The 17,045-nt window shown below is 74.7% G+C and carries 18 protein-coding genes; 8 read left to right on the forward strand and 10 right to left on the reverse strand.

All coding sequences use genetic code 11. The features are described from left to right. The first annotated feature begins 46 nt into the window (after positions 1–46). Positions 47–337 (forward strand): helix-turn-helix domain-containing protein, encoded by a 291-nt coding sequence (locus GY42_RS13825; RefSeq protein WP_046529767.1) that lies wholly within the window; start codon positions 47–49, stop codon positions 335–337. Between the two features lie 60 nt (positions 338–397). On the opposite strand, the gene GY42_RS13830 is transcribed toward GY42_RS13825, so the two are convergent. Next, complete coding sequence (locus tag GY42_RS13830) at positions 398–1,147, reverse strand: HNH endonuclease family protein (RefSeq protein WP_082131566.1); 750 nt, start codon at positions 1,145–1,147, stop codon at positions 398–400. Positions 1,148–1,344: 197 nt separating this feature from the next. Continuing rightward, complete coding sequence (locus GY42_RS13835) at positions 1,345–1,803, reverse strand: hypothetical protein (RefSeq protein WP_046529768.1); 459 nt, start codon at positions 1,801–1,803, stop codon at positions 1,345–1,347. 179 nt (positions 1,804–1,982) lie between these two features. Between GY42_RS13835 and GY42_RS13840 the strand changes: the two genes are divergently transcribed. The 3 genes from GY42_RS13840 to GY42_RS13850 all read left to right on the forward strand — a co-directional run bounded on the left by GY42_RS13840 (position 1,983) and on the right by GY42_RS13850 (position 5,718). Beyond that, the gene (locus GY42_RS13840) at positions 1,983–3,533 is read left to right on the forward strand and encodes an amino acid permease (protein ID WP_046529769.1); all 1,551 of its coding nucleotides are present in this window, start codon (positions 1,983–1,985) and stop codon (positions 3,531–3,533) included. A 139-nt stretch (positions 3,534–3,672) separates the two neighbouring features. Then, complete coding sequence (locus GY42_RS13845) at positions 3,673–4,143, forward strand: NfeD family protein (protein WP_046529770.1); 471 nt, start codon at positions 3,673–3,675, stop codon at positions 4,141–4,143. Positions 4,144–4,248: 105 nt separating this feature from the next. Further along, on the forward strand, positions 4,249–5,718 hold the full coding sequence (locus tag GY42_RS13850) for a flotillin family protein (protein WP_046529771.1): 1,470 nt from the start codon (positions 4,249–4,251) through the stop codon (positions 5,716–5,718). Positions 5,719–5,797: 79 nt separating this feature from the next. Here the strand turns inward: GY42_RS13850 and GY42_RS13855 are convergent, their stop codons facing one another. Beyond that, positions 5,798–6,232 (reverse strand): nitroreductase family deazaflavin-dependent oxidoreductase, encoded by a 435-nt coding sequence (locus GY42_RS13855; RefSeq protein ID WP_046531009.1) that lies wholly within the window; start codon positions 6,230–6,232, stop codon positions 5,798–5,800. A 183-nt stretch (positions 6,233–6,415) separates the two neighbouring features. On the opposite strand from GY42_RS13855, the gene GY42_RS13860 reads away from it, so the two are divergent. Together GY42_RS13860 and GY42_RS13865 are read left to right on the forward strand one after the other, a co-directional pair. Beyond that, positions 6,416–6,712, forward strand: a complete 297-nt coding sequence (locus GY42_RS13860) for a helix-turn-helix transcriptional regulator (protein ID WP_046529772.1) — start codon at positions 6,416–6,418, stop codon at positions 6,710–6,712. Continuing rightward, complete coding sequence (locus tag GY42_RS13865; protein ID WP_052748404.1) at positions 6,709–7,950, forward strand: type II toxin-antitoxin system HipA family toxin; 1,242 nt, start codon at positions 6,709–6,711, stop codon at positions 7,948–7,950. The genes GY42_RS13860 and GY42_RS13865 overlap by 4 nt, the downstream gene beginning before the upstream one ends. On the opposite strand, the gene GY42_RS13870 is transcribed toward GY42_RS13865, so the two are convergent. The 3 genes from GY42_RS13870 to GY42_RS13880 are packed head-to-tail and all read right to left on the reverse strand — an operon-like array spanning position 7,887 to position 10,491. Next, positions 7,887–8,816 (reverse strand): metal ABC transporter permease, encoded by a 930-nt coding sequence (locus tag GY42_RS13870; RefSeq protein ID WP_046529773.1) that lies wholly within the window; start codon positions 8,814–8,816, stop codon positions 7,887–7,889. The genes GY42_RS13865 and GY42_RS13870 overlap by 64 nt on opposite strands. Beyond that, a complete protein-coding gene (locus GY42_RS13875) occupies positions 8,813–9,565 on the reverse strand; it encodes a metal ABC transporter ATP-binding protein (RefSeq protein WP_046529774.1) in 753 nt (250 codons plus the stop codon). Before GY42_RS13875 ends, GY42_RS13870 begins: the two co-directional genes overlap by 4 nt. Further along, complete coding sequence (locus GY42_RS13880; protein ID WP_046529775.1) at positions 9,562–10,491, reverse strand: metal ABC transporter substrate-binding protein; 930 nt, start codon at positions 10,489–10,491, stop codon at positions 9,562–9,564. Before GY42_RS13880 ends, GY42_RS13875 begins: the two co-directional genes overlap by 4 nt. Positions 10,492–10,592: 101 nt before the next feature. Here GY42_RS13880 and GY42_RS13885 point away from each other — a divergent pair, with 101 nt between their 5' ends. Beyond that, positions 10,593–11,867, forward strand: coding sequence for an alpha/beta fold hydrolase (locus GY42_RS13885; RefSeq protein ID WP_046531011.1), 1,275 nt, complete (start codon positions 10,593–10,595; stop codon positions 11,865–11,867). Between the two features lie 125 nt (positions 11,868–11,992). Beyond that, a complete protein-coding gene (locus GY42_RS13890; RefSeq protein WP_046529776.1) occupies positions 11,993–13,615 on the forward strand; it encodes an OmpA family protein in 1,623 nt (540 codons plus the stop codon). 16 nt (positions 13,616–13,631) lie between these two features. Here GY42_RS13890 and GY42_RS13895 read toward each other — a convergent pair whose 3' ends face one another. The 4 genes from GY42_RS13895 to GY42_RS13910 all read right to left on the reverse strand — a co-directional run bounded on the left by GY42_RS13895 (position 13,632) and on the right by GY42_RS13910 (position 17,045). Continuing rightward, positions 13,632–14,444 (reverse strand): polyphosphate polymerase domain-containing protein, encoded by an 813-nt coding sequence (locus GY42_RS13895; protein ID WP_236686794.1) that lies wholly within the window; start codon positions 14,442–14,444, stop codon positions 13,632–13,634. After that, positions 14,441–15,043 carry a DUF4956 domain-containing protein gene (locus GY42_RS13900; protein ID WP_046529777.1) on the reverse strand — a complete coding sequence of 201 codons (603 nt, stop codon included), beginning with the start codon at positions 15,041–15,043 and terminating at the stop codon, positions 14,441–14,443. The genes GY42_RS13895 and GY42_RS13900 overlap by 4 nt, the downstream gene beginning before the upstream one ends. A 278-nt stretch (positions 15,044–15,321) precedes the next feature. Further along, entirely contained in the window at positions 15,322–15,756 is a 435-nt protein-coding gene (nrdI, locus tag GY42_RS13905) for a class Ib ribonucleoside-diphosphate reductase assembly flavoprotein NrdI (RefSeq protein ID WP_046529778.1), read from the reverse strand. 89 nt (positions 15,757–15,845) lie between these two features. Next, complete coding sequence (locus GY42_RS13910) at positions 15,846–17,045, reverse strand: cobalamin-independent methionine synthase II family protein (protein ID WP_082131751.1); 1,200 nt, start codon at positions 17,043–17,045, stop codon at positions 15,846–15,848.

The raw sequence follows: 17,045 nt of genomic DNA on the forward strand, positions 1-17,045 counted from the left end.
TCGGATAACAATACCGGGAAGACAGTACCGGTACTATCATCGCCCCATGGTCCGCCTGCCGCTCACGCCCGCCGAGGTCGAGCGCGGGAAGCGCCTCGGCGCCCTTCTGCGCGACGCCCGCGGGCCCCGCACGATCCTCGACACCGCGCTCGACGCGGGCGTGTCCCCCGAGACGCTGCGCAAGATCGAGTCCGGCCGCGTCGCGACGCCGTCGTTCCCCACGATCGCCGCGCTCGCCGCCGTGCTCGGGCTCTCGCTCGACGAGCTGTGGGCGCGGATCGCCGAGCCCGGCGTGGACGCCGCGCCGCGCGGCGCGCGGCAGCGGCTGGCGTCCTGACCCACCCGGCTCCCCGCCTGCCCCGGGCGGCCCGGTGGCGGGAGAGCGGAGCGCGCGCCCTCAGTCCGCGACCACGCACCGCCCCAGCTCGCGGTCGAGGGCGTCGCGCTCGGCGCGCGTGACCCACAGCCCGTAGGCGGCCTTCACGTCCACCTGGCGCAGCGCGTACACGCACCGGTAGCCCGAGTTCGGCGGCAGCCACGTCGCCGCGTCGCCCGCACCCTTGCGCTGGTTGGTCGGGCCGTCGACGGCCTGCAGGTTCGCGGGGTCGTTCGCGAACGCGCGGCGCTGCTCGGCCGTCCAGCCCTGCGCGCCCTTCTGCCACGCGTCCGACAGCGCCACGACGTGGTCGATCTGCACCTGCGACGACCGCTCGCCGCGCTCGAACGCGATCGTCGTGCCCGTGTACGGGTCGTCGAGCGTGCCCGTCAGCACGACGCACCCGCGCGTCGCGGGGTCGGTCGTCACGTCGACCAGGTCCCGCGCGAGGACGTCGTTGCGCGTGTCGCAGCCGTTGCGGTCGACGTCCGCCCACGCCTGCCCGAACTCCTCCCGGGCGTAGCCCGTGCGCGGTGCGCGCCCCTTGACCGCGAGCCCGTCGAGCGCGGCGTGCCCGGCCGCGAGGTCGGCCGCCGTCACCGGGTAGCGGGCCGCTGCGCGCGCGTCGAGCCAGACCGGTCCGCCCAGCCCCGCACCGAGGGCCACGAGCAGCAGCAGCGTCCAGGGCCACGCGCGCCGGCGGCGGCGACCCCCGGACCGGGGCGCGGGACGGGGCGAGGCGGCGCGGACGAGGGCGTCGAGCGAGGTCACGGGCGCACACCCTGCCGGACGGGTCCGACAGCGCGCGCGCCGACGCGCGCGGGCGGCGACGTGGCACGCACCACGACCGCCTGGGGGTGGGTCGCCTCCGCCCGGCACGGGTCACGCCCGCGTGCCCGCGGACACGGCGACGCCCGGTCGCCCCGCTCGCGTCCCCCGCTCGCGTCGCCCGCGTGCCGGGGGCGCGGTCAGCCCTCGACGTCCTCCGGCAGCGCCTCGTGCCCCGGGCGGCCGTGCGTCCGCTCGCGCTCCTTGAGCTGCGCCTCGTACACGTGCCGCCGCCCCGCCGTGAGCTCGTCACGGACGAGCCGCTCGGCGTCGGCGAACGCGCGGTGGTAGCCGTCGTCGAACTCCTCGACCACCTGGAACGTCCACCGGCCCGGGAGCACGTCACGGCCCACCACGTCGGCCCGCACGCGGTCCGCGAGCTCGCCGTGCCCGGCCTCCTCGAGCCGGTCCAGCGCCTCCTGCAGCTCCATGTCCGCGCGCCCGACCAGCCGGTGGAACGCGTAGAGCATGCCGCGTGCGTGCTCCACCACCTCGAACGCGGCGGTCACGCCGCCGACGGCCTCGACCGTCGCGTCGTCCACCCCCGGGGGCGGCAGGTGCCGGTCGTCGGGCCCGTCGTCGCGCGTGCGCTCAGCCATGGCACCCACCCTGCGGCCGCCGCGCGCCGACCGCACGCCCGGCGCCCTCCACCGCCCGGGCAGGTGGGCGCGACGACGCCCGACGCCGGACGCGGGTGCCGGGACGTACGTCCGGTGGACCGTGGGGCGCTCGCGCGTCATGCTCACCCGGTGACGCGCACGACACCCGAGGGGGAGCGATGACGGCAGCACAGGACGCGCCGGGGGGCCGGGGTCCCCGCGGCATCCTGCGGCGCAGGTCCGTCGAGGACGCGCTCGCGGCGGTCGACGACCCGTCGCGGCAGCTGCGCCGCACCCTCACGGCGTGGGACCTCGCCGTGCTCGGCGTCGCCGTCGCCGTCGGGGCGGGCATCTTCTCGGTCGGTGCGACGGCCGCCGCGCGGCACGCCGGGCCGTCGGTCATCGTCTCGTTCCTCATCGCGTCCGTCGTCTGCGGGCTCGCGATCATGTGCTACGCCGAGTTCGCGTCGACCATGCCGGTCGCGGGGTCGGCGTACACGTACTCGTACACGACCATGGGCGAGTTCGTCGCGTGGATCATCGGCTGGGACCTGATCCTCGAGATGCTGCTGGCCTCGGCCGTCATCGCGAAGTTCTGGGGCGTGTACCTGTCCGACGCGTTCGGGCTGTTCGGCGTCGACGTGCCGACGGTCGTCAGCCTCGGCGGCGTCGAGGTCGCGTGGGGCCCCATGCTGATCGTCGCCGTGTTCACGGCCCTGCTCGCGGTCGGCACGCGCCTGTCGACGCGCGTGAACAGCGTGTTCACGATCATCAAGGTCGGCATCACGCTGTTCGTCATCGTCGCCGGGTTCTTCTACGTCAAGGCCGAGAACTGGACGCCGTTCGTGCCGCCCGCCGAGCCGGCGCCCGCCGGCACGAGCGGGCTGCACCAGCCGCTCACCGGCTTCCTGCTGGGCTTCGAGCCCACGACGTACGGCGTCATGGGCATCCTGTCCGGCGCCGCGCTGGTGTTCTTCGCGTTCATCGGGTTCGACGTCGTCGCCACCACCGCGGAGGAGACCAAGGACCCGCAGCGGGCCGTGCCCAAGGGGATCCTCGGCGGGCTCGCGCTCGTCACCGTGCTGTACGTGCTGGTGACGGTCGTCGTCACCGGGATGGTGAGCTACCGCGACCTCGCGGCGTCCGACTCGCCGTCGCTCACCACCGCGTTCGTGCTGGTCGGGGCCGACTGGGCGGGCAAGGTGATCTCGGTCGGGATCCTCGTGGGCCTGACGAGCGTGCTCATGGTGCTGCTGCTGGGGCTCACGCGCGTCGTGTTCGCGATGAGCCGCGACGGCCTGCTGCCGCGCGCCGTGTCCCGCACGTCGCCGCGGTTCGGCACGCCGATGTGGCTGCAGATCGGCGCCGGGGTCGTCGTCGCGCTCATCGCCGGGCTGTCGGAGGTCGAGCTGCTCGAGGAGATGATCAACATCGGCACGCTGTCCGCGTTCGTGCTGGTCAGCTTCGGCGTCCCGCTGCTGCGGCGCTCGCGGCCCGACCTGCCGCGCGGCTTCCGCGTGCCGTGGTCGCCCGTGCTGCCGGTGCTCGCGGGCGTCGCGTGCCTGTGGCTCATGCTCAACCTCACGACGCTCACGTGGCTGCGGTTCCTCGTGTGGGTCGCGGTCGGGGCGGTCGTCTACGCGACGTTCTCCTACCGGAACTCGATGCTCGGACGCGGCCGGCCCGTCGCGCTGACGGAGTCCGAGCTCGAGGGTGGGACGCACGGCTGAGCCGTCGCCGTGCCCCTGACCTGCGGGTGACCGCACGAGGGGTTCACCCGGACGCGCGTCCGGTTGGGCCCGGGGGCCCGGTCGGCGCGGTGGCACCTGCGGCATACTGGCGCGCAAGCCACCGAAGGGACCCCCTCACGTGACCGTCTTCCTCGTCGTCGGGGGCCTCGGCCTCGTCGTCCTGCTCGCGTCGCTCGTCTTCGGCGACGTGTTCGAGTCGATCGGCGTCGGCGAGGGCGGGTTCTCCGGCATCGCCGCCGGCGTGGGCTCGGTGGTCTTCGGCGCGAGCGGCGTCATCGTGCTCAACTCCCACCTCGCGACCGTGTGGGCGTACGTCATCGGCGTGGGCTTCGCGATCGTCGCGGGCGCGGTCGCGCAGCTCCTCATCAAGCGGCTCTCCGACACCGAGGACGCACCCCCGCCGCCGCTCGACGGCGCGTACGGCATGACGACCGCGACGACCGGCCCCGGCGGCGGCGAGGTCCGCCTCGAGGGCGTGCGCGACCTCGAGGCGCGCCTGGCGTGGTCGCACGAGGACATCCCCGCGGGCACGCGCGTCGTGGTCGTCGGCGTCTCCGGCTCGCGCGTGCAGGTCGTCCGCGCGAGCTGACGCGCCGACCCCGTCCCGCCCCCGCTCCACCCCGCCGCCGCGTGCGGCGGCCGCACCACCCGAGCAGGACCGAGAGGAAGGAGCCCGGCCCGGCCGGGACCCACCATGTTCGACTTCACGCAGGGCAGCGGCTCGACCGTGCTGGCCGTCGGCGCCCTCATCGTCGCGTTCGTCGCGGTGATCGCCCTCATCACCAAGCGCATCCGCCGGGTGCCCCCGAACGAGGCCCTCATCATCGTCGGGCGCGGCGCCGGCCGGAACGCGTCGGCCGACGCGGGCCAGCGCGTGGTCGTCGGCGGGCGCGTCTTCGTCTGGCCCGTGCTGCAGCAGGGCTTCCCGATCTCGCTCGAGCAGCGGCAGATCGGCATCACCGTCGAGGGCGTCGACAAGAACCGCATCAAGCTCGCCATCAAGGCGTCCATCAACTTCAAGGTCCGGGGCGACGAGGAGGGCGTGCGGCGTGCCGCGCAGCGCTTCCTGTCCCAGCAGGCCACGCTCACCGACGTCATCAAGGAGTCCCTCGAGGGCTCGCTGCGCTCGATCATCGGCCACATGACGATCGAGCAGATCATCAGCGACCGGAAGTCGCTGCAGGACGCGGTGGTCAACTCGACCAAGACCGACCTGGCCGAGCAGGGTCTGCAGGTCGACCTGCTCAACATCTCCGACATCTCGACGCCCGGCTCCGACTACCTCGCGAACCTCGGCCGTGCCGAGGCCGCGCGCGCCCGCCAGGTCGCCGAGGTCAAGGAGGCCGAGGCGCAGCAGGTCTCCGAGTTCGCGAAGATCCAGGCCATGGAGTCGATCGCCGAGCGGCAGCGCGACCTCGCGCTCAAGCAGGCCGGCATCAAGGCCGAGACCGACAAGGCGAACGCCGAGGCCAACGCGGCGGGGCAGCTCGCGCGCGCCGAGCAGGACCGCCTGGTCGCGACGCAGGAGCGCGAGGCCCTCGCCGAGAAGGCGAAGGTCACCGAGGAGCAGCTCGACATCGACGTCCGCAAGCCCGCCGAGGCGTCCGCGTACGCCGCGGTCCAGCAGGCCAACGCCGAGCGTGACGCCGCCAACGCGGCCGCCGAGGCCGAGGCGTTCCGCCGCATGAAGGTCGCCGAGGCCAACAAGATCGCGACCGTGCAGGACGCCGAGGCCGCGGCCGAGGCGACGATCCGCGCCGGCAACGCCGAGCGCGACCGTCAGCTCGCGGAGGCCAAGGCGCTCGAGGCGCTGGGTCTGGCCCGTGCCGCGGCCGCCAAGGCCGAGGGTCTCGCGCAGGCCGAGGCCACGCGCGCGCAGGCCGAGGCGCTGCGCGAGCAGGGCGAGGCGGTCCTCGCGCAGCAGGTCATCGCGCTGCTGCCCGAGATCGTCCGCGCCGCGGCCGAGCCCATCAGCGGCATCGACCAGCTCACGGTCGTCTCGACCGACGGCGCGTCGGCCGTGACCAAGACGGTCGGGCAGGTGCTGGGCGAGGGCCAGGAGGTCATCAAGTCCCTCACGGGGCTCGACCTCAACACGCTCGTCGCGAGCATCGCCGGCAAGGCGGTCGCCGGGTCGTCGACGGGTGCGAACCACACCGCCTGACGGCCGCCGCACGGCACGAGGCCCCGGCCCGGAGCGATCCGGTGACCGGGGCCTCGTCGTGCGCGGGCTCGCCCGAGGCTCAGGCGGGCGTGAGCACGACGACCGGGATCTGCCGGTCGGTGCGCGTCGTGTAGGTGTCGTAGTCGGGCCACACGGCGGTCGCGCGCGCCCACCAGGTGTCGCGCTCGGCGCCCGTGACCTCGCGGGCCACGTAGTCGCGGCGCACGGGGCCGTCCTGCAGCTCGACCAGCGGGTGCGCGAGCAGGTTGCGGTACCAGACGGGGTGCGTGGGCGCGCCGCCCATCGACGCGACGACCGCATACTCGCCGTCGTGCTCGACGCGCATGAGCGGCGTCTTGCGGATCTTGCCGCTCGTCGCCCCGAGGGTCCACAGCACGACGACGGGCCGGCCGTTCAGCGTCGTGCCGCGCGTGCCGCCCGAGCTCTCGATCAGCTCGACCTGCTCGCGGGCGAACTCCGACGTGCTGGGGGCGTACTCACCGCTCAGAGGCATGCCCGGCACAACCTCCTCCCCGCGTCGTGCATTCCCCTCCGCCCGCCACCGGGTGCACGCGGGTGCAGCCGGACGTCCCGGGGCCGGCGTGAGAGCAGTGTCGCGTGACTTCGCGCTACAGTGATCGGTATACCAAGCAGCAGAGGCTCTAAGGAGTGCTCTGTCGAGCATCAGGAGTGACGCATGAAGGTGCAGTCATCCCGGACGCGTCGAGACCTGCGCACGCTCGGGAGCCACCTCGCCGCAGCGCGCAAGGTGCACGCCCTGACGCAGCAGGAGCTCGCCGAGCGCGCCGGTGTGACCCGCGCGACCGTCGGCAACCTCGAGCGTGGAGAGGGGGGCACGCGGATCGAGGCGCTGCTCGCCGTGGCACGTGTGCTGGGCTCGAACGAGCAGCTGGTGGCGGCGCTCGACCCGCTGAGCACGGAGTTCGGTCGACTGAACGCCGCACGGACCGGGCTGCGGAGGGTACGCGCGTGACCCGCGACGTCCGGGTGCACGTCGCCCTGCCGGGCGAGGAGGTGCCTGCCGGGGAGCTGGCGTTCGAGACGAACGCCGGAGGTGCGCTGATCTCGACGACCTTCCGGTACACGGAGGCGTGGCTGCGGCACCCGGCGTGCTACGCCCTGTGTCCCGAGCTGCCGCTGGTGACCGGGTCGCGCCGCAGCACCGGACCGCGTCTTCTCCCAGGTGCGATCTCGGACACCGGTCCCGACCGGTGGGGCCGCACCCTGCTGTTCGACGCTGCGCGACGTGCGGCGAGGGCGGGCGGCGCCGCGATGCCGTCGTTCACCGACGCCGACTACGTCGTCCTCGCCGACGACCGCACGCGGCTCGGCAACCTGCGGTACGTCGACCCGGCCACCGGGGCCCACCTCGCACCGCCGGAGGACGACCTGCCGACTCTGGTGGACCTTCCGGACCTCGTCGCGGCCGCCCGTGCGGCCACGGCGCACGAGCCGGTGGACGACGCCGCGCTCCGGCTGCTCGTCGCCGGTGGGACGACCCTGGGCGGTGCGCGTCCCAAGACGAGCGTCCGGACGCCCCAGGGTGGGCTGGCGCTCGCGAAGCTGCCGGCGGCCGACGACCGGTGGGACGTCCAGGCATGGGAGGCCGTGGTGCTGCAGCTGGCACGTGACGCCGGCATCACCGTTCCCAGGTTCGCGCTGCACCGCGTGGGGCCCGAGGCGTCCGTCCTCGTCCTCGACCGCTTCGACCGAGCGGCCACCGGGCGCGTCGGCTATCTGTCGGCCCACTCGCTGCTCGAGCAGAGACCCGACGAGGTGGTCTCCTACGTCGACCTCGTCGAGGCGATGGGCGACGTCGCCCAGGACGCGCCGGCGCAACGGGCCGAGCTCGCGCGCCGGGTCGCGTTCGTGCTCGCCGTCAACGACGTGGACGACCACATGAGGAACCACGGCCTGCTGCGGGGGACGCGGGGATGGCGGCTGGCGCCGATGTTCGACGTCAACCCGTGGCCCCGGGAGTGGCCGGAGCAGTCCACGCCTGTCGCGGCGGGTGGCTCACGGACCCGGCGGGACGTCACCGAGCTGGTGGACAGCGCGGGAGCGTTCGGACTGACGTCCGACGTCGTGCGGGGCATCGTGCACGAGGTCGACGAGGTGGTGCGCGCGTGGCCCCGCGTCGCCACGAGCTACGGGATCGAGGACCCGGAGGGCGGTGTCGTCGCCACGGCGTTCCGCGTGACGGCGCCCTGACCGTGGCGCGGGTGCGTCGCGCGACGGCGCAGCACCCGGGTCGTCACGACGCCGCGGCGGGGACCGAACAGGTGGACCAGCGCGAACACGACGCCCTGCGCGAGGACGATCGTCGGGCCCGACGCGGTGTCGGCGTAGTAGCTCGCGTACAGCCCGACGACGCCGCACGCGGCGGCCATGACGGGTGCGATCACGAGCATGCGCGCGAACCGGTCGGTCAGCAGGTACGCGGTCGCACCGGGGATGACGAGCAGCGCGACGACGAGCACGACGCCGACGGCCTGCAGCGCGACCACGGCCGTGAGCGCGAGCAGCCCCAGCAGCAGGGCCCCGGTGCGCCGCGGGTGCAGGCCGATCGCGTGCGCGTGGGTCGGGTCGAACGCGTAGAGCGTGAGGTCGCGCCGCTTGAGCAGCAGCAGCGTGAGCACGACCGCGCCGAGCGCGGCGACCTGCACGAGGTCGGCGCGCGAGACGCCGAGCAGGTTGCCGAACACGATGTGGTTGAGGTCGGTCTGGCTGGGGGTCACCGAGACCAGCACGAGGCCGAGCGCGAACAGCGACGTGAAGACGATGCCGATCGCGGCGTCCTCCTTGACGCGGCTGGTGTCGCGCACGAACCCGATGAGCACGACCGCGACGACGCCGAACACCACGGCCCCGGCGGCGAACGGGGCGCCGACGACGTACGCGAGCACGACGCCCGGCAGCACCGAGTGCGACACCGCGTCGCCCATGAGCGACCAGCCGACGAGCACGAGCCAGCACGACAGCACGGCGCACACCACGGACGCGACGAGCACGGTGACCAGCGCGCGGACCATGAAGTCGTACGTCAGCGGCTGGGTCAGCAGGTCGAGCACGGTCACCGCGCGCCTCCGAGCGGGTCGAGCCCGAACGCGCGGGCGAGGTTCTCGGGGCGCAGCACGTCCTGCGGGGTGCCGTGCACGAGGACGTGCCGGTGCAGCAGCACGGCCTCGTCGGCGAGCGCGGGCAGCGCCGCGAGGTCGTGGGTCGAGACCAGCACGGCGGCGCCGTCGGCGGCGAGCTCGCGCAGCAAGCGCGTGATCATGGCCTCGGACGCCTTGTCGACGCCCGCGAACGGCTCGTCGAGCAGCAGCACGGTCGCGCCCTGGGCGATGCCGCGCGCGACGAACGCGCGCTTGCGCTGACCGCCGGACAGCCGGCCGATCTGCCGGTCGGCGAGGTCGGCCAGTCCGACGCGCGCGAGCGCGTCGTCGACGGCGGCGTGGTCGGCGCGGCGGGGGCGTCGCGTGAACCCGAGGTGCCCGTACCGGCCGGTCATGACGACGTCGCGCACCGCGAGGGGGAACGACCAGTCGACGTCCTCGCTCTGCGGCACGTACCCGACGGCGCCGCGGCGGCGGGCGTCGGCGGGCGGGCCGCCGTCGACGCGGACCGTCCCCGCGTCGGGCCGGACCACGCCCATGACGGACTTGAAGAGCGTCGACTTGCCGGACCCGTTGACCCCGACGAGCCCGCAGACCCGGCCGTGCGCGAGCGTGAGGTCGACGCCGTCGAGCGCGGTGACGTCGCCGTAGCGCACGTGCAGCCCACGGACGTCCAGCGCGGGCGCACCGCCGGCGGGCCCGGTCACGACGCGCCGCCGGTCAGGCCGTCGACGATCGTGCGCACGTCGTGCCGCAGCAGGTCGAGGTAGGTCGGCACGGGGCCGTCGGGCTCGGACAGCGAGTCGACGTAGAGCGTGCCGCCGAACGTCGCGTCGCTCGCGTCGACGACCTGCCGCATCGCGGTGTCCGAGACCGTGGACTCGCAGAACACGGCGGGCACGTCGCGCTCGCGGACCACGTCGATGACGGCGGCGACCTGGCGGGGCGTGGACTGCCGCTCGGCGTTGACGGCCCACAGGTAGTGCTCGTCCAGGCCGGCGTCGTGCGCGAGGTAGGTGAACGCGCCCTCGCACGTCACGAGCACGCGCTGCCGCTCGGGCAGGGTCGCGACGGCGGCGACGAGCTCGTCGTGCACGGCCTGCAGCTCGGCGGAGTACGCCGCGGCGTTCGCGCGGTAGTCGGCGGCGTGCGCGGGGTCGAGGTCCGCGAACGCGTCGGCGACGTTCGCGACGTACACCTGCGTGCGCAGCGGGCTCATCCACGCGTGCGGGTTGGGCCGGCCCGCGTAGGCGTCCTCGGTGACGTCGAGGACGTCGACGCCGTCGGAGACGACGACGTGCGGCACGTCGACGCCGTCGAGGAACTGCGCGAACCACGCCTCGAGGCCCAGCCCGTTGTCGAGCACGAGGTCGGCGTCGCGCGCGCGGGCGACGTCGCCGGGGGTGGGGTCGTAGCCGTGGATCTCGGCGCCGACGCGCGTGATCGACTCGACGCGCAGGTGGTCGCCGGCGACGTTCCGCGCGATGTCGGCGAGCACCGTGAACGTCGTGAGGACGACGGGGCGGTCGTCGGCCAGGTCGTCGGCGGGGGTGGCGTCGGCGGCGCCCGGCGAGCACGCCGCGAGCAGCCCGACGGCGAGCGCGAGGGCGACGAGCCGGCGGGGCAGGGGCATGTCGGCGAGGGTAGTTTCGGGTGCCCGAACTTGCAATCGGCGACACCCGAAAGATCGAGGGTCGCGCCTAGGGTGGGCGCGTGAGCACGCACGAGTACGCCATGACCGGGTTCCGGGTCCGCGAGCACCGCGTCGAGGTCCCCGTCGACCACGCCGACCCCCACCGGTTCGGCGCGCTCGAGGTGTTCGCGCGCGAGGTCGTCGACCCCGCGCGGGACGCCGAGGACCTGCCGCTGCTGCTGTTCCTGCAGGGTGGCCCCGGCGGCATGGCCCCGCGCCCCACGAACGGCGGCTGGCTCGCGACCGCGCTGCGCACGCACCGCGTCGTGCTGCTCGACCAGCGCGGCACGGGACGCTCGACCCGCGTCGACGCCGCCGACGTCGCCGCGTTCGACGACCCGCGCACGGCCGCCGACTACCTCGCGTGCTTCCGCGCCGACGCGATCGTCGAGGACGCCGAGCACCTGCGCCGCACGGTCTACGGCGGTCGTCGCTGGACGACCCTCGGCCAGTCCTACGGTGGCTTCTGCACGCTCACCTACCTGTCGCGGCACCCCGGCGCGCTCGACGCGTGCTGGGTGACCGGTGGCCTGCCGCCCGTCGGCGCGACCGCGGCGGACGTCTACGCCGCGACCTACCCGCGTCAGCTCGCGCGCAACGCCGCGCTGCACCGTGCGTTCCCGGGCGACGTCGAGCTGCTGGGACGGCTCGCGGACCGGGTCGCGGCGGGCGACGTGCACCTGCCGACGGGCGACGTGCTCACGGTCGAGCGGCTGCAGACCCTCGGCATGCCGCTCGGCATGAGCACGGGCGTCGACGACCTGCACTGGCTGCTCGACACCGCGCTCGACCGCCGCGGCGAGCCCGCGCCCGGGTTCCTCGCGCAGGTCGCCGCCCGCACGGGCTTCGACACCAACCCGCTGTACCTCGTGCTGCAGGAGGTCATCTACCACTGCGGCGAGCGCGAGCCCGGGTGGGCCGCGGCCGCCGAGCACGCGCGCCACGCGGCGTTCGCCCCCGGTGCGCGGCCGGTGCAGCTCACGGGCGAGGCCGCCTTCCCGTGGATGTTCGAGCAGGTCGCGGCGCTGCGGCCGTTCCGCGCGGCGGCCGAGGAGCTCGCGGCCCGCACGTCGTGGCCCGACCTCTACGACACCGACCGGCTCGCGGCCAACGAGGTCCCCGTCGCGGCCGTCCAGTACTTCGACGACCCGTACGTCGACCTCGACCTGGCCCTCGCGACCGCGTCCGGGCTCGGGAGCAGCCAGGTGTGGGTCACCAACGAGCACCTGCACGACGGCCTGCGCGTCGCGGGCGACGTGATCCTGCCGCGGCTGGCCGACCTCACGGCCGGCCGGTGGTCCGTCACGGCGCGCTGAGGCCCGCGCCGCGTCCGGCCGGGTGACGCCGACGCGGCGCGATCGGGTGAGCGGACGCCTCAAGCACGGGTCGCACCGGACAAGTCCGGCATCATGGGTGGCTCCCCACACCTCGGAGGTCCCACGTGCGTGCTCGTCGCGCGCGGGCGGCCGGTGCGCTCACCGCCGCCCTCGTCGTCCTGCTCACCGCCTGCACCGCTGGCGGCGGGGATCCGTCGCCCGCGTCGTCGGCGACGGTCGACCCCGACCCCGGGCCCGGGCCGGAGGACGTCGTCGCGTCGCCCGTCGTGCCGGAGGGCGGCACCGAGGTGCGCGTCGACGTGCACCCCGTGGTGCGGGACGGCGACCTGGCGGTGCTCACGCTCGATCTCACGCCGCTCGAGGACCCCGGGGAGGACGGGTCCGTCACCCTTCACGGCTTCGGCGGCCCGATGGCGACGAACCTCAGGCTGTCCGACCCGGCCAACGTCCGCCTCGTGGACCTCGAGCGGGACGTCGTGCACCACGCCGCGGTGGACGCCGACAGGGAGCCGGTCGTCGCACCGAAGGGGTGGGAGCGGCTGCGCGGGCCCGGGGGCACACGGCTGCAGATCCCGTACGCGGCCCCCGACGCCGACGTGACCGAGATGTCGTTGTTCCTGCCCGGTGCGCCCCTGGTCGCGTCCGTGCCGGTCATCGACGGCGACGTGCCGTCGAGCGTGCGCCCGGACGCCCCGCGCCCGACGGCGACGAGCACGGCCACCCCCTCGCCCGAGCCCGAGCGCGTCGCGGTCGACCGGATCGTCGCGGCACCGGTGTTCCCGCTGGACTCGGCCTCGGCCGAGCTCGAGGGTGCGGTCAAGACCGTGGAGTCGACCGAGCGCGTCGACGTGCAGCTGGGCGCCGACGTCCTGTTCGAGTTCGACCAGGCGACGCTGACCCCCGCGGCCGGTGAGGCGATCGCGCTGGTCGCCGCGCGCATCGCCGAGCGTGAGCCGGGGACCGTGAGCGTCGTCGGGCACACCGACGACCAGGGCGACGACGCGTACAACCTGGACCTCTCGCGGCGGCGCGCGCAGGCCGTCGCCGACGCGCTGGGTCCGCTCGTGGGATCCGGCTACCGCATGCAGGTCGACGGGCGCGGCGAGGCCGAGCCGTTCGTCGCGAACGACTCGGACGAGAACCGCGCGCTCAACCGTCGCGTCGCCGTGAGCCTGACGTCGACCGTCACGACCCGCACCGACGTGACCGCGACGGGCGAGCTGCCGCCGTTCGGCGACAAGGGGCTCGTCGGGCAGGGGGAGGAGCCGCTCCTCGTCGACAGCTCGAGCCGCCGGCACGAGGTGCAGGCGTCCGCGCGCACCGTGCACGGGCACGTGGTCGTCGACCTGACCGTGCGCGGCGTCGACGACTACGCGGGCACCGGCATGGTGCTTCCCTCGCTGCGGGGGTGGTCGTCCCACCGCGGGCAGGGCACCGACACCCCGCTGGACGTCGCGGGTCGCGCCGTCATCCTCGACGGCGCGACCAAGCTCTACCCGATGGACTACCGGATCGGCACCACCGAGCGCGCGCCCGACGGCGAGTGGCTGACGCTGACCGACCTGCGCGGCGCGACCCGGATCGACGGCGGGCAGAGCCGCGTCTACTCGTTCGTCTACCCGCGCATGGCGACCGACGCCGTGACGTTCCAGGTCGGCTCGGGCAGCGTGTTCGACACCGACTTCCGCATCGTGGACGTGCCGGTGCGGCAGGAGGCACGCGACTGACCCGGCGGGACGCCGGTCAGCCCGGGGCGGGAGCAGGCGTGACGTGCCGGTCGAGCACGCGTCGCCACGGCGTCGACGGCAGCCGCGGGTCCAGCGCGGCGAGGCCCGTGCCGTACTTCGAGATCCGCACGGGCCGGTGGCCCGCGTGCCACAGCAGGCGGTCGGCGGCGCACGGCGTCGCGCCGGTCTTGGTCTCGACCACCACCAGGCCGTCGAGCGCGAGCGCGTCGCCGCCGCCGGCGGCCGACCACGCGAGCCCCGTGTCGAGGGTCAGGCGCGCGTCGGGGCGCCCCGGCCCGCCCGGCAGCAGCAGCGTGGAGCGGCGGTACCGGCTGACGAGCGTGGGCGCGAACCGCGGGTCGGCGGGTCCCGGGACGTCGGCCTCGCCGAGGACGTCGTCGGCGAACCCGCGCGCGTCGGCGGTGAGGCGGTCGCGCGCGTCGACGTCGTACGGCAGCCGGGTCTTCACGGTCGCGCCGCGCGGACCGCGGGTCTTGACCTCGACGAAGCACGCGGCCGTGTCGAGGTAGGTGCGCGTGCGGACCTTGAACCGCCGGCGTCGACGCCGCGCCGTGCCGAGGTAGCTCGTGAGGTCCGGGGTGTCGAAGTACACCGACTCGTAGGCGAGCTGCTGCCGCCCGTCGATCCGCAGCACGCGCGTGCCGTCGTCGAGCCCGGCCAGCAGGGCGGTGACCACGCGGGTCGGGAGCACGTACTTGCGGTCGACGCGGGTCTGCAGGGCCGCGCGCGCCGTGAGCTCGTCGAGCCCGACGGTCGCGAACCGGTCGAGGGCCCCGCTCGGCGTGCCCACCGGGTGCGCGGCGCTCACCGGGCCGCCGTCGCCGTCGTCACGGGCTGCTCGGCGGCCGGGGCGGGGACGTGCTCGCCCGTGAGCGAGTACCGCACGTCGACCCACGTCGTGTCGTTGACGAGGTCGAGCCGCTGCACGTGCGCGGCGTGCACCCGCGCGCCGAGCATGCCCTCGAGGTGCGCCACCAGCGCCGGCTCCGACGTGAACGCGCGGTCCACCACGACCGTCTGCGAGCGGTACCGCCGCAGCAGCCGCGGCGAGTCGCCGATCGCGACGACCACGAGGATCAGCGCCATCAGCCCGACCGCGACGGGCACGGGCGTCGTGCCCAGCCCGCCGATGAGCCCGAGCGCGAGCGCCGAGAAGTAGTACGCGACCTCGCTCTGCGCGAGCTCGGTCGACCGCAGCCGGATGATCGACAGCACGCCGAACAGCCCCAGGCCGAGGCCGGCGCCGACCGTGCTCGACCCGAGCGCCGCGGCGACCGCCAGCACGCCCACGTTGACGCCGAGGTACGCGACGACGAGGTCGCGCCGCCGGTGCCGCGGGACGTAGAGCACGAACGTGAGGACCGCGACGGCGACGAGGTCGGCGACGAGCAGGGCGAGGTCGGGCACGGGATGCCTCCGGGGAGAGGGGCGGGAAGGGAGGGCACCATCGAGCCCGACCGCGCTGTGGTCGCCCTGTGCGGGGGCTGGGGCGCCGCACAGCGTTCGTGCAGGTGCCGGCGCGACGCGCTCAGTCCAGCAGCGGGTGGATCGCGTAGACCAGGCCGACGACGACCCCGAGCACGACGGCCGCGGCCAGCCACGTCAGCAGCCGGACGCGCCACCGCGTGCGCCGCTCGTCGTCCACGTCACCCAGCCTGCCGTCCCGCGGCGGGGACGGCACCTGCTCAACCGGCCTGCGCCGCGTGCCGGGCGTCGAGGGCGGCGTCGAGGTCGGTGAGGATCCGCTCGCACTCCTCGACGTCCCACGGGGTGCCGGCCAGCTCGAACTCGAACAGCACGGGCCGCCCGGACCGCTGCGCGATCTCGCGCGCGGCCTTCTGGTAGTACGTGCCGAAGTTCCGGTTGCCGGAGCCCATGACGCCCACCAGCAGCCGCCGGTTGCGCTCGGAGCGCAGGAACCGGCGCACCGCCTCGGGGATCGTGTCGTTGGACTCGTTGCCCGTCTTGTACGACGGCGTCAGCAGCACCCAGGGGCCGTCGACCTCGCTGCGCCGGTGCTCCCGCTCGGCGAGGTTGTGCACCGGCCGGTCGAGCCGCTCGGCGAACGCGCGGACCAGGCCGCTCGTGGACGAGTAGTAGTAGACGGGCGTGCGGCGCATGCCCCCAGCCCACCGCGCGGCACCCCGCACCGACCCCGGACGTTGGTCCCGGGCCCGGCGGTGGCCGGTCGCGCGGCCGACCCGTCGCGTCAGCCCAGCCGGGCCGACGCGATCCGCGCGCCCTCGACGAGGGACTCGAGCTTGGCCCACGCGATCTGCTCGTGGACGCGCCCGCCGAGCCCGCAGTCCGTGGACGCGACGACGTTCTCGGGGCCGACGCGCGCGGCGAACCGCTCGATGCGCTCGGCGACCAGCTCGGGGTGCTCGACGACGTTCGTCGCGTGCGACACGACACCGGGCAGGATGACGGCGCCCGCCGGCAGCGCGACGTCGTCCCACACGCGGTACTCGTGCTCGTGCCGCACGTTCGCGGCCTCGAACGAGAACTGCCCGGCGTGCACGTCGAGCATGGTCGACACGATGTCGCGCAGCGGCAGGTCCGTGGTGTGCGGGCCGTGCCACGAGCCCCAGCACAGGTGGAACCGGATCCGGTCCTTGGGCAGGTCGCGCAGCGCGTGGTTGAGCGCCTCGACGCGCAGCGCCGTGAACGCGAGGTAGTCGTCGAGCGCGGGCTCGGGCTCGATCTGGTCCCAGTTCTCGGCGATCGACGGGTCGTCGACCTGCAGGGTCAGACCCGCGTCGAGGATCGCGACGTACTCCTCGCGCAGGGCGTCGGCCCACGCGAACAGGTAGTCGCGGTCCGTCGCGTAGTAGGCGTTCGTGAGGCGGGCTGCGGAGCCGGGCGCGATCGCGGTGACGAAGCCGTCGGCGGCGCCGGCCGCGGCCAGCCCCGCCCGCAGGTTCGCGACGTCCGACGCGACGGCGTCGTGGCCCGTGTACGTCAGCGGGCCCGTGCAGCGCGGGAACGTCGTGGGCGCCTCGCCCGCCATGACGCCCGACGTCGGGTCGTCGTACGCGGCGGCGAACCGCTGGTGGTCGCGGCGGTGCACGAACCCGGTGGTCCGCAGGTCGCCCGGCGTCGACAGGTGCCGCTCGACCGCCCACGCCATCGTCTCGTCGAGCTCGAGGCCGCCCGTGCGCGCGAACGAGTAGGACCACCACGCGCCGAAGTCGACGCTGCTGCTCATGGCCTTGCCATACTCGCCGTCGCCCGGCACGGTGATGCCGAGCTCGACCTGGCGGCGCACGAGCGCGACGACCTGCTCGCGCAGGAACTCGTCCCAGTCGGGGCGGGGCCGGCCGGCGGCGCGCTCGGCGTTGGCCGCGACGAGCTCGGGCGTGCGGGGCAAGGAACCGGCGTGCGTGGTCGCGATGGTCACGCGAGCGAT

Origin of the sequence: Cellulomonas sp. FA1 (genome assembly GCF_000986825.1) — a bacterium.
Lineage (GTDB): Bacteria > Actinomycetota > Actinomycetes > Actinomycetales > Cellulomonadaceae > Cellulomonas > Cellulomonas iranensis.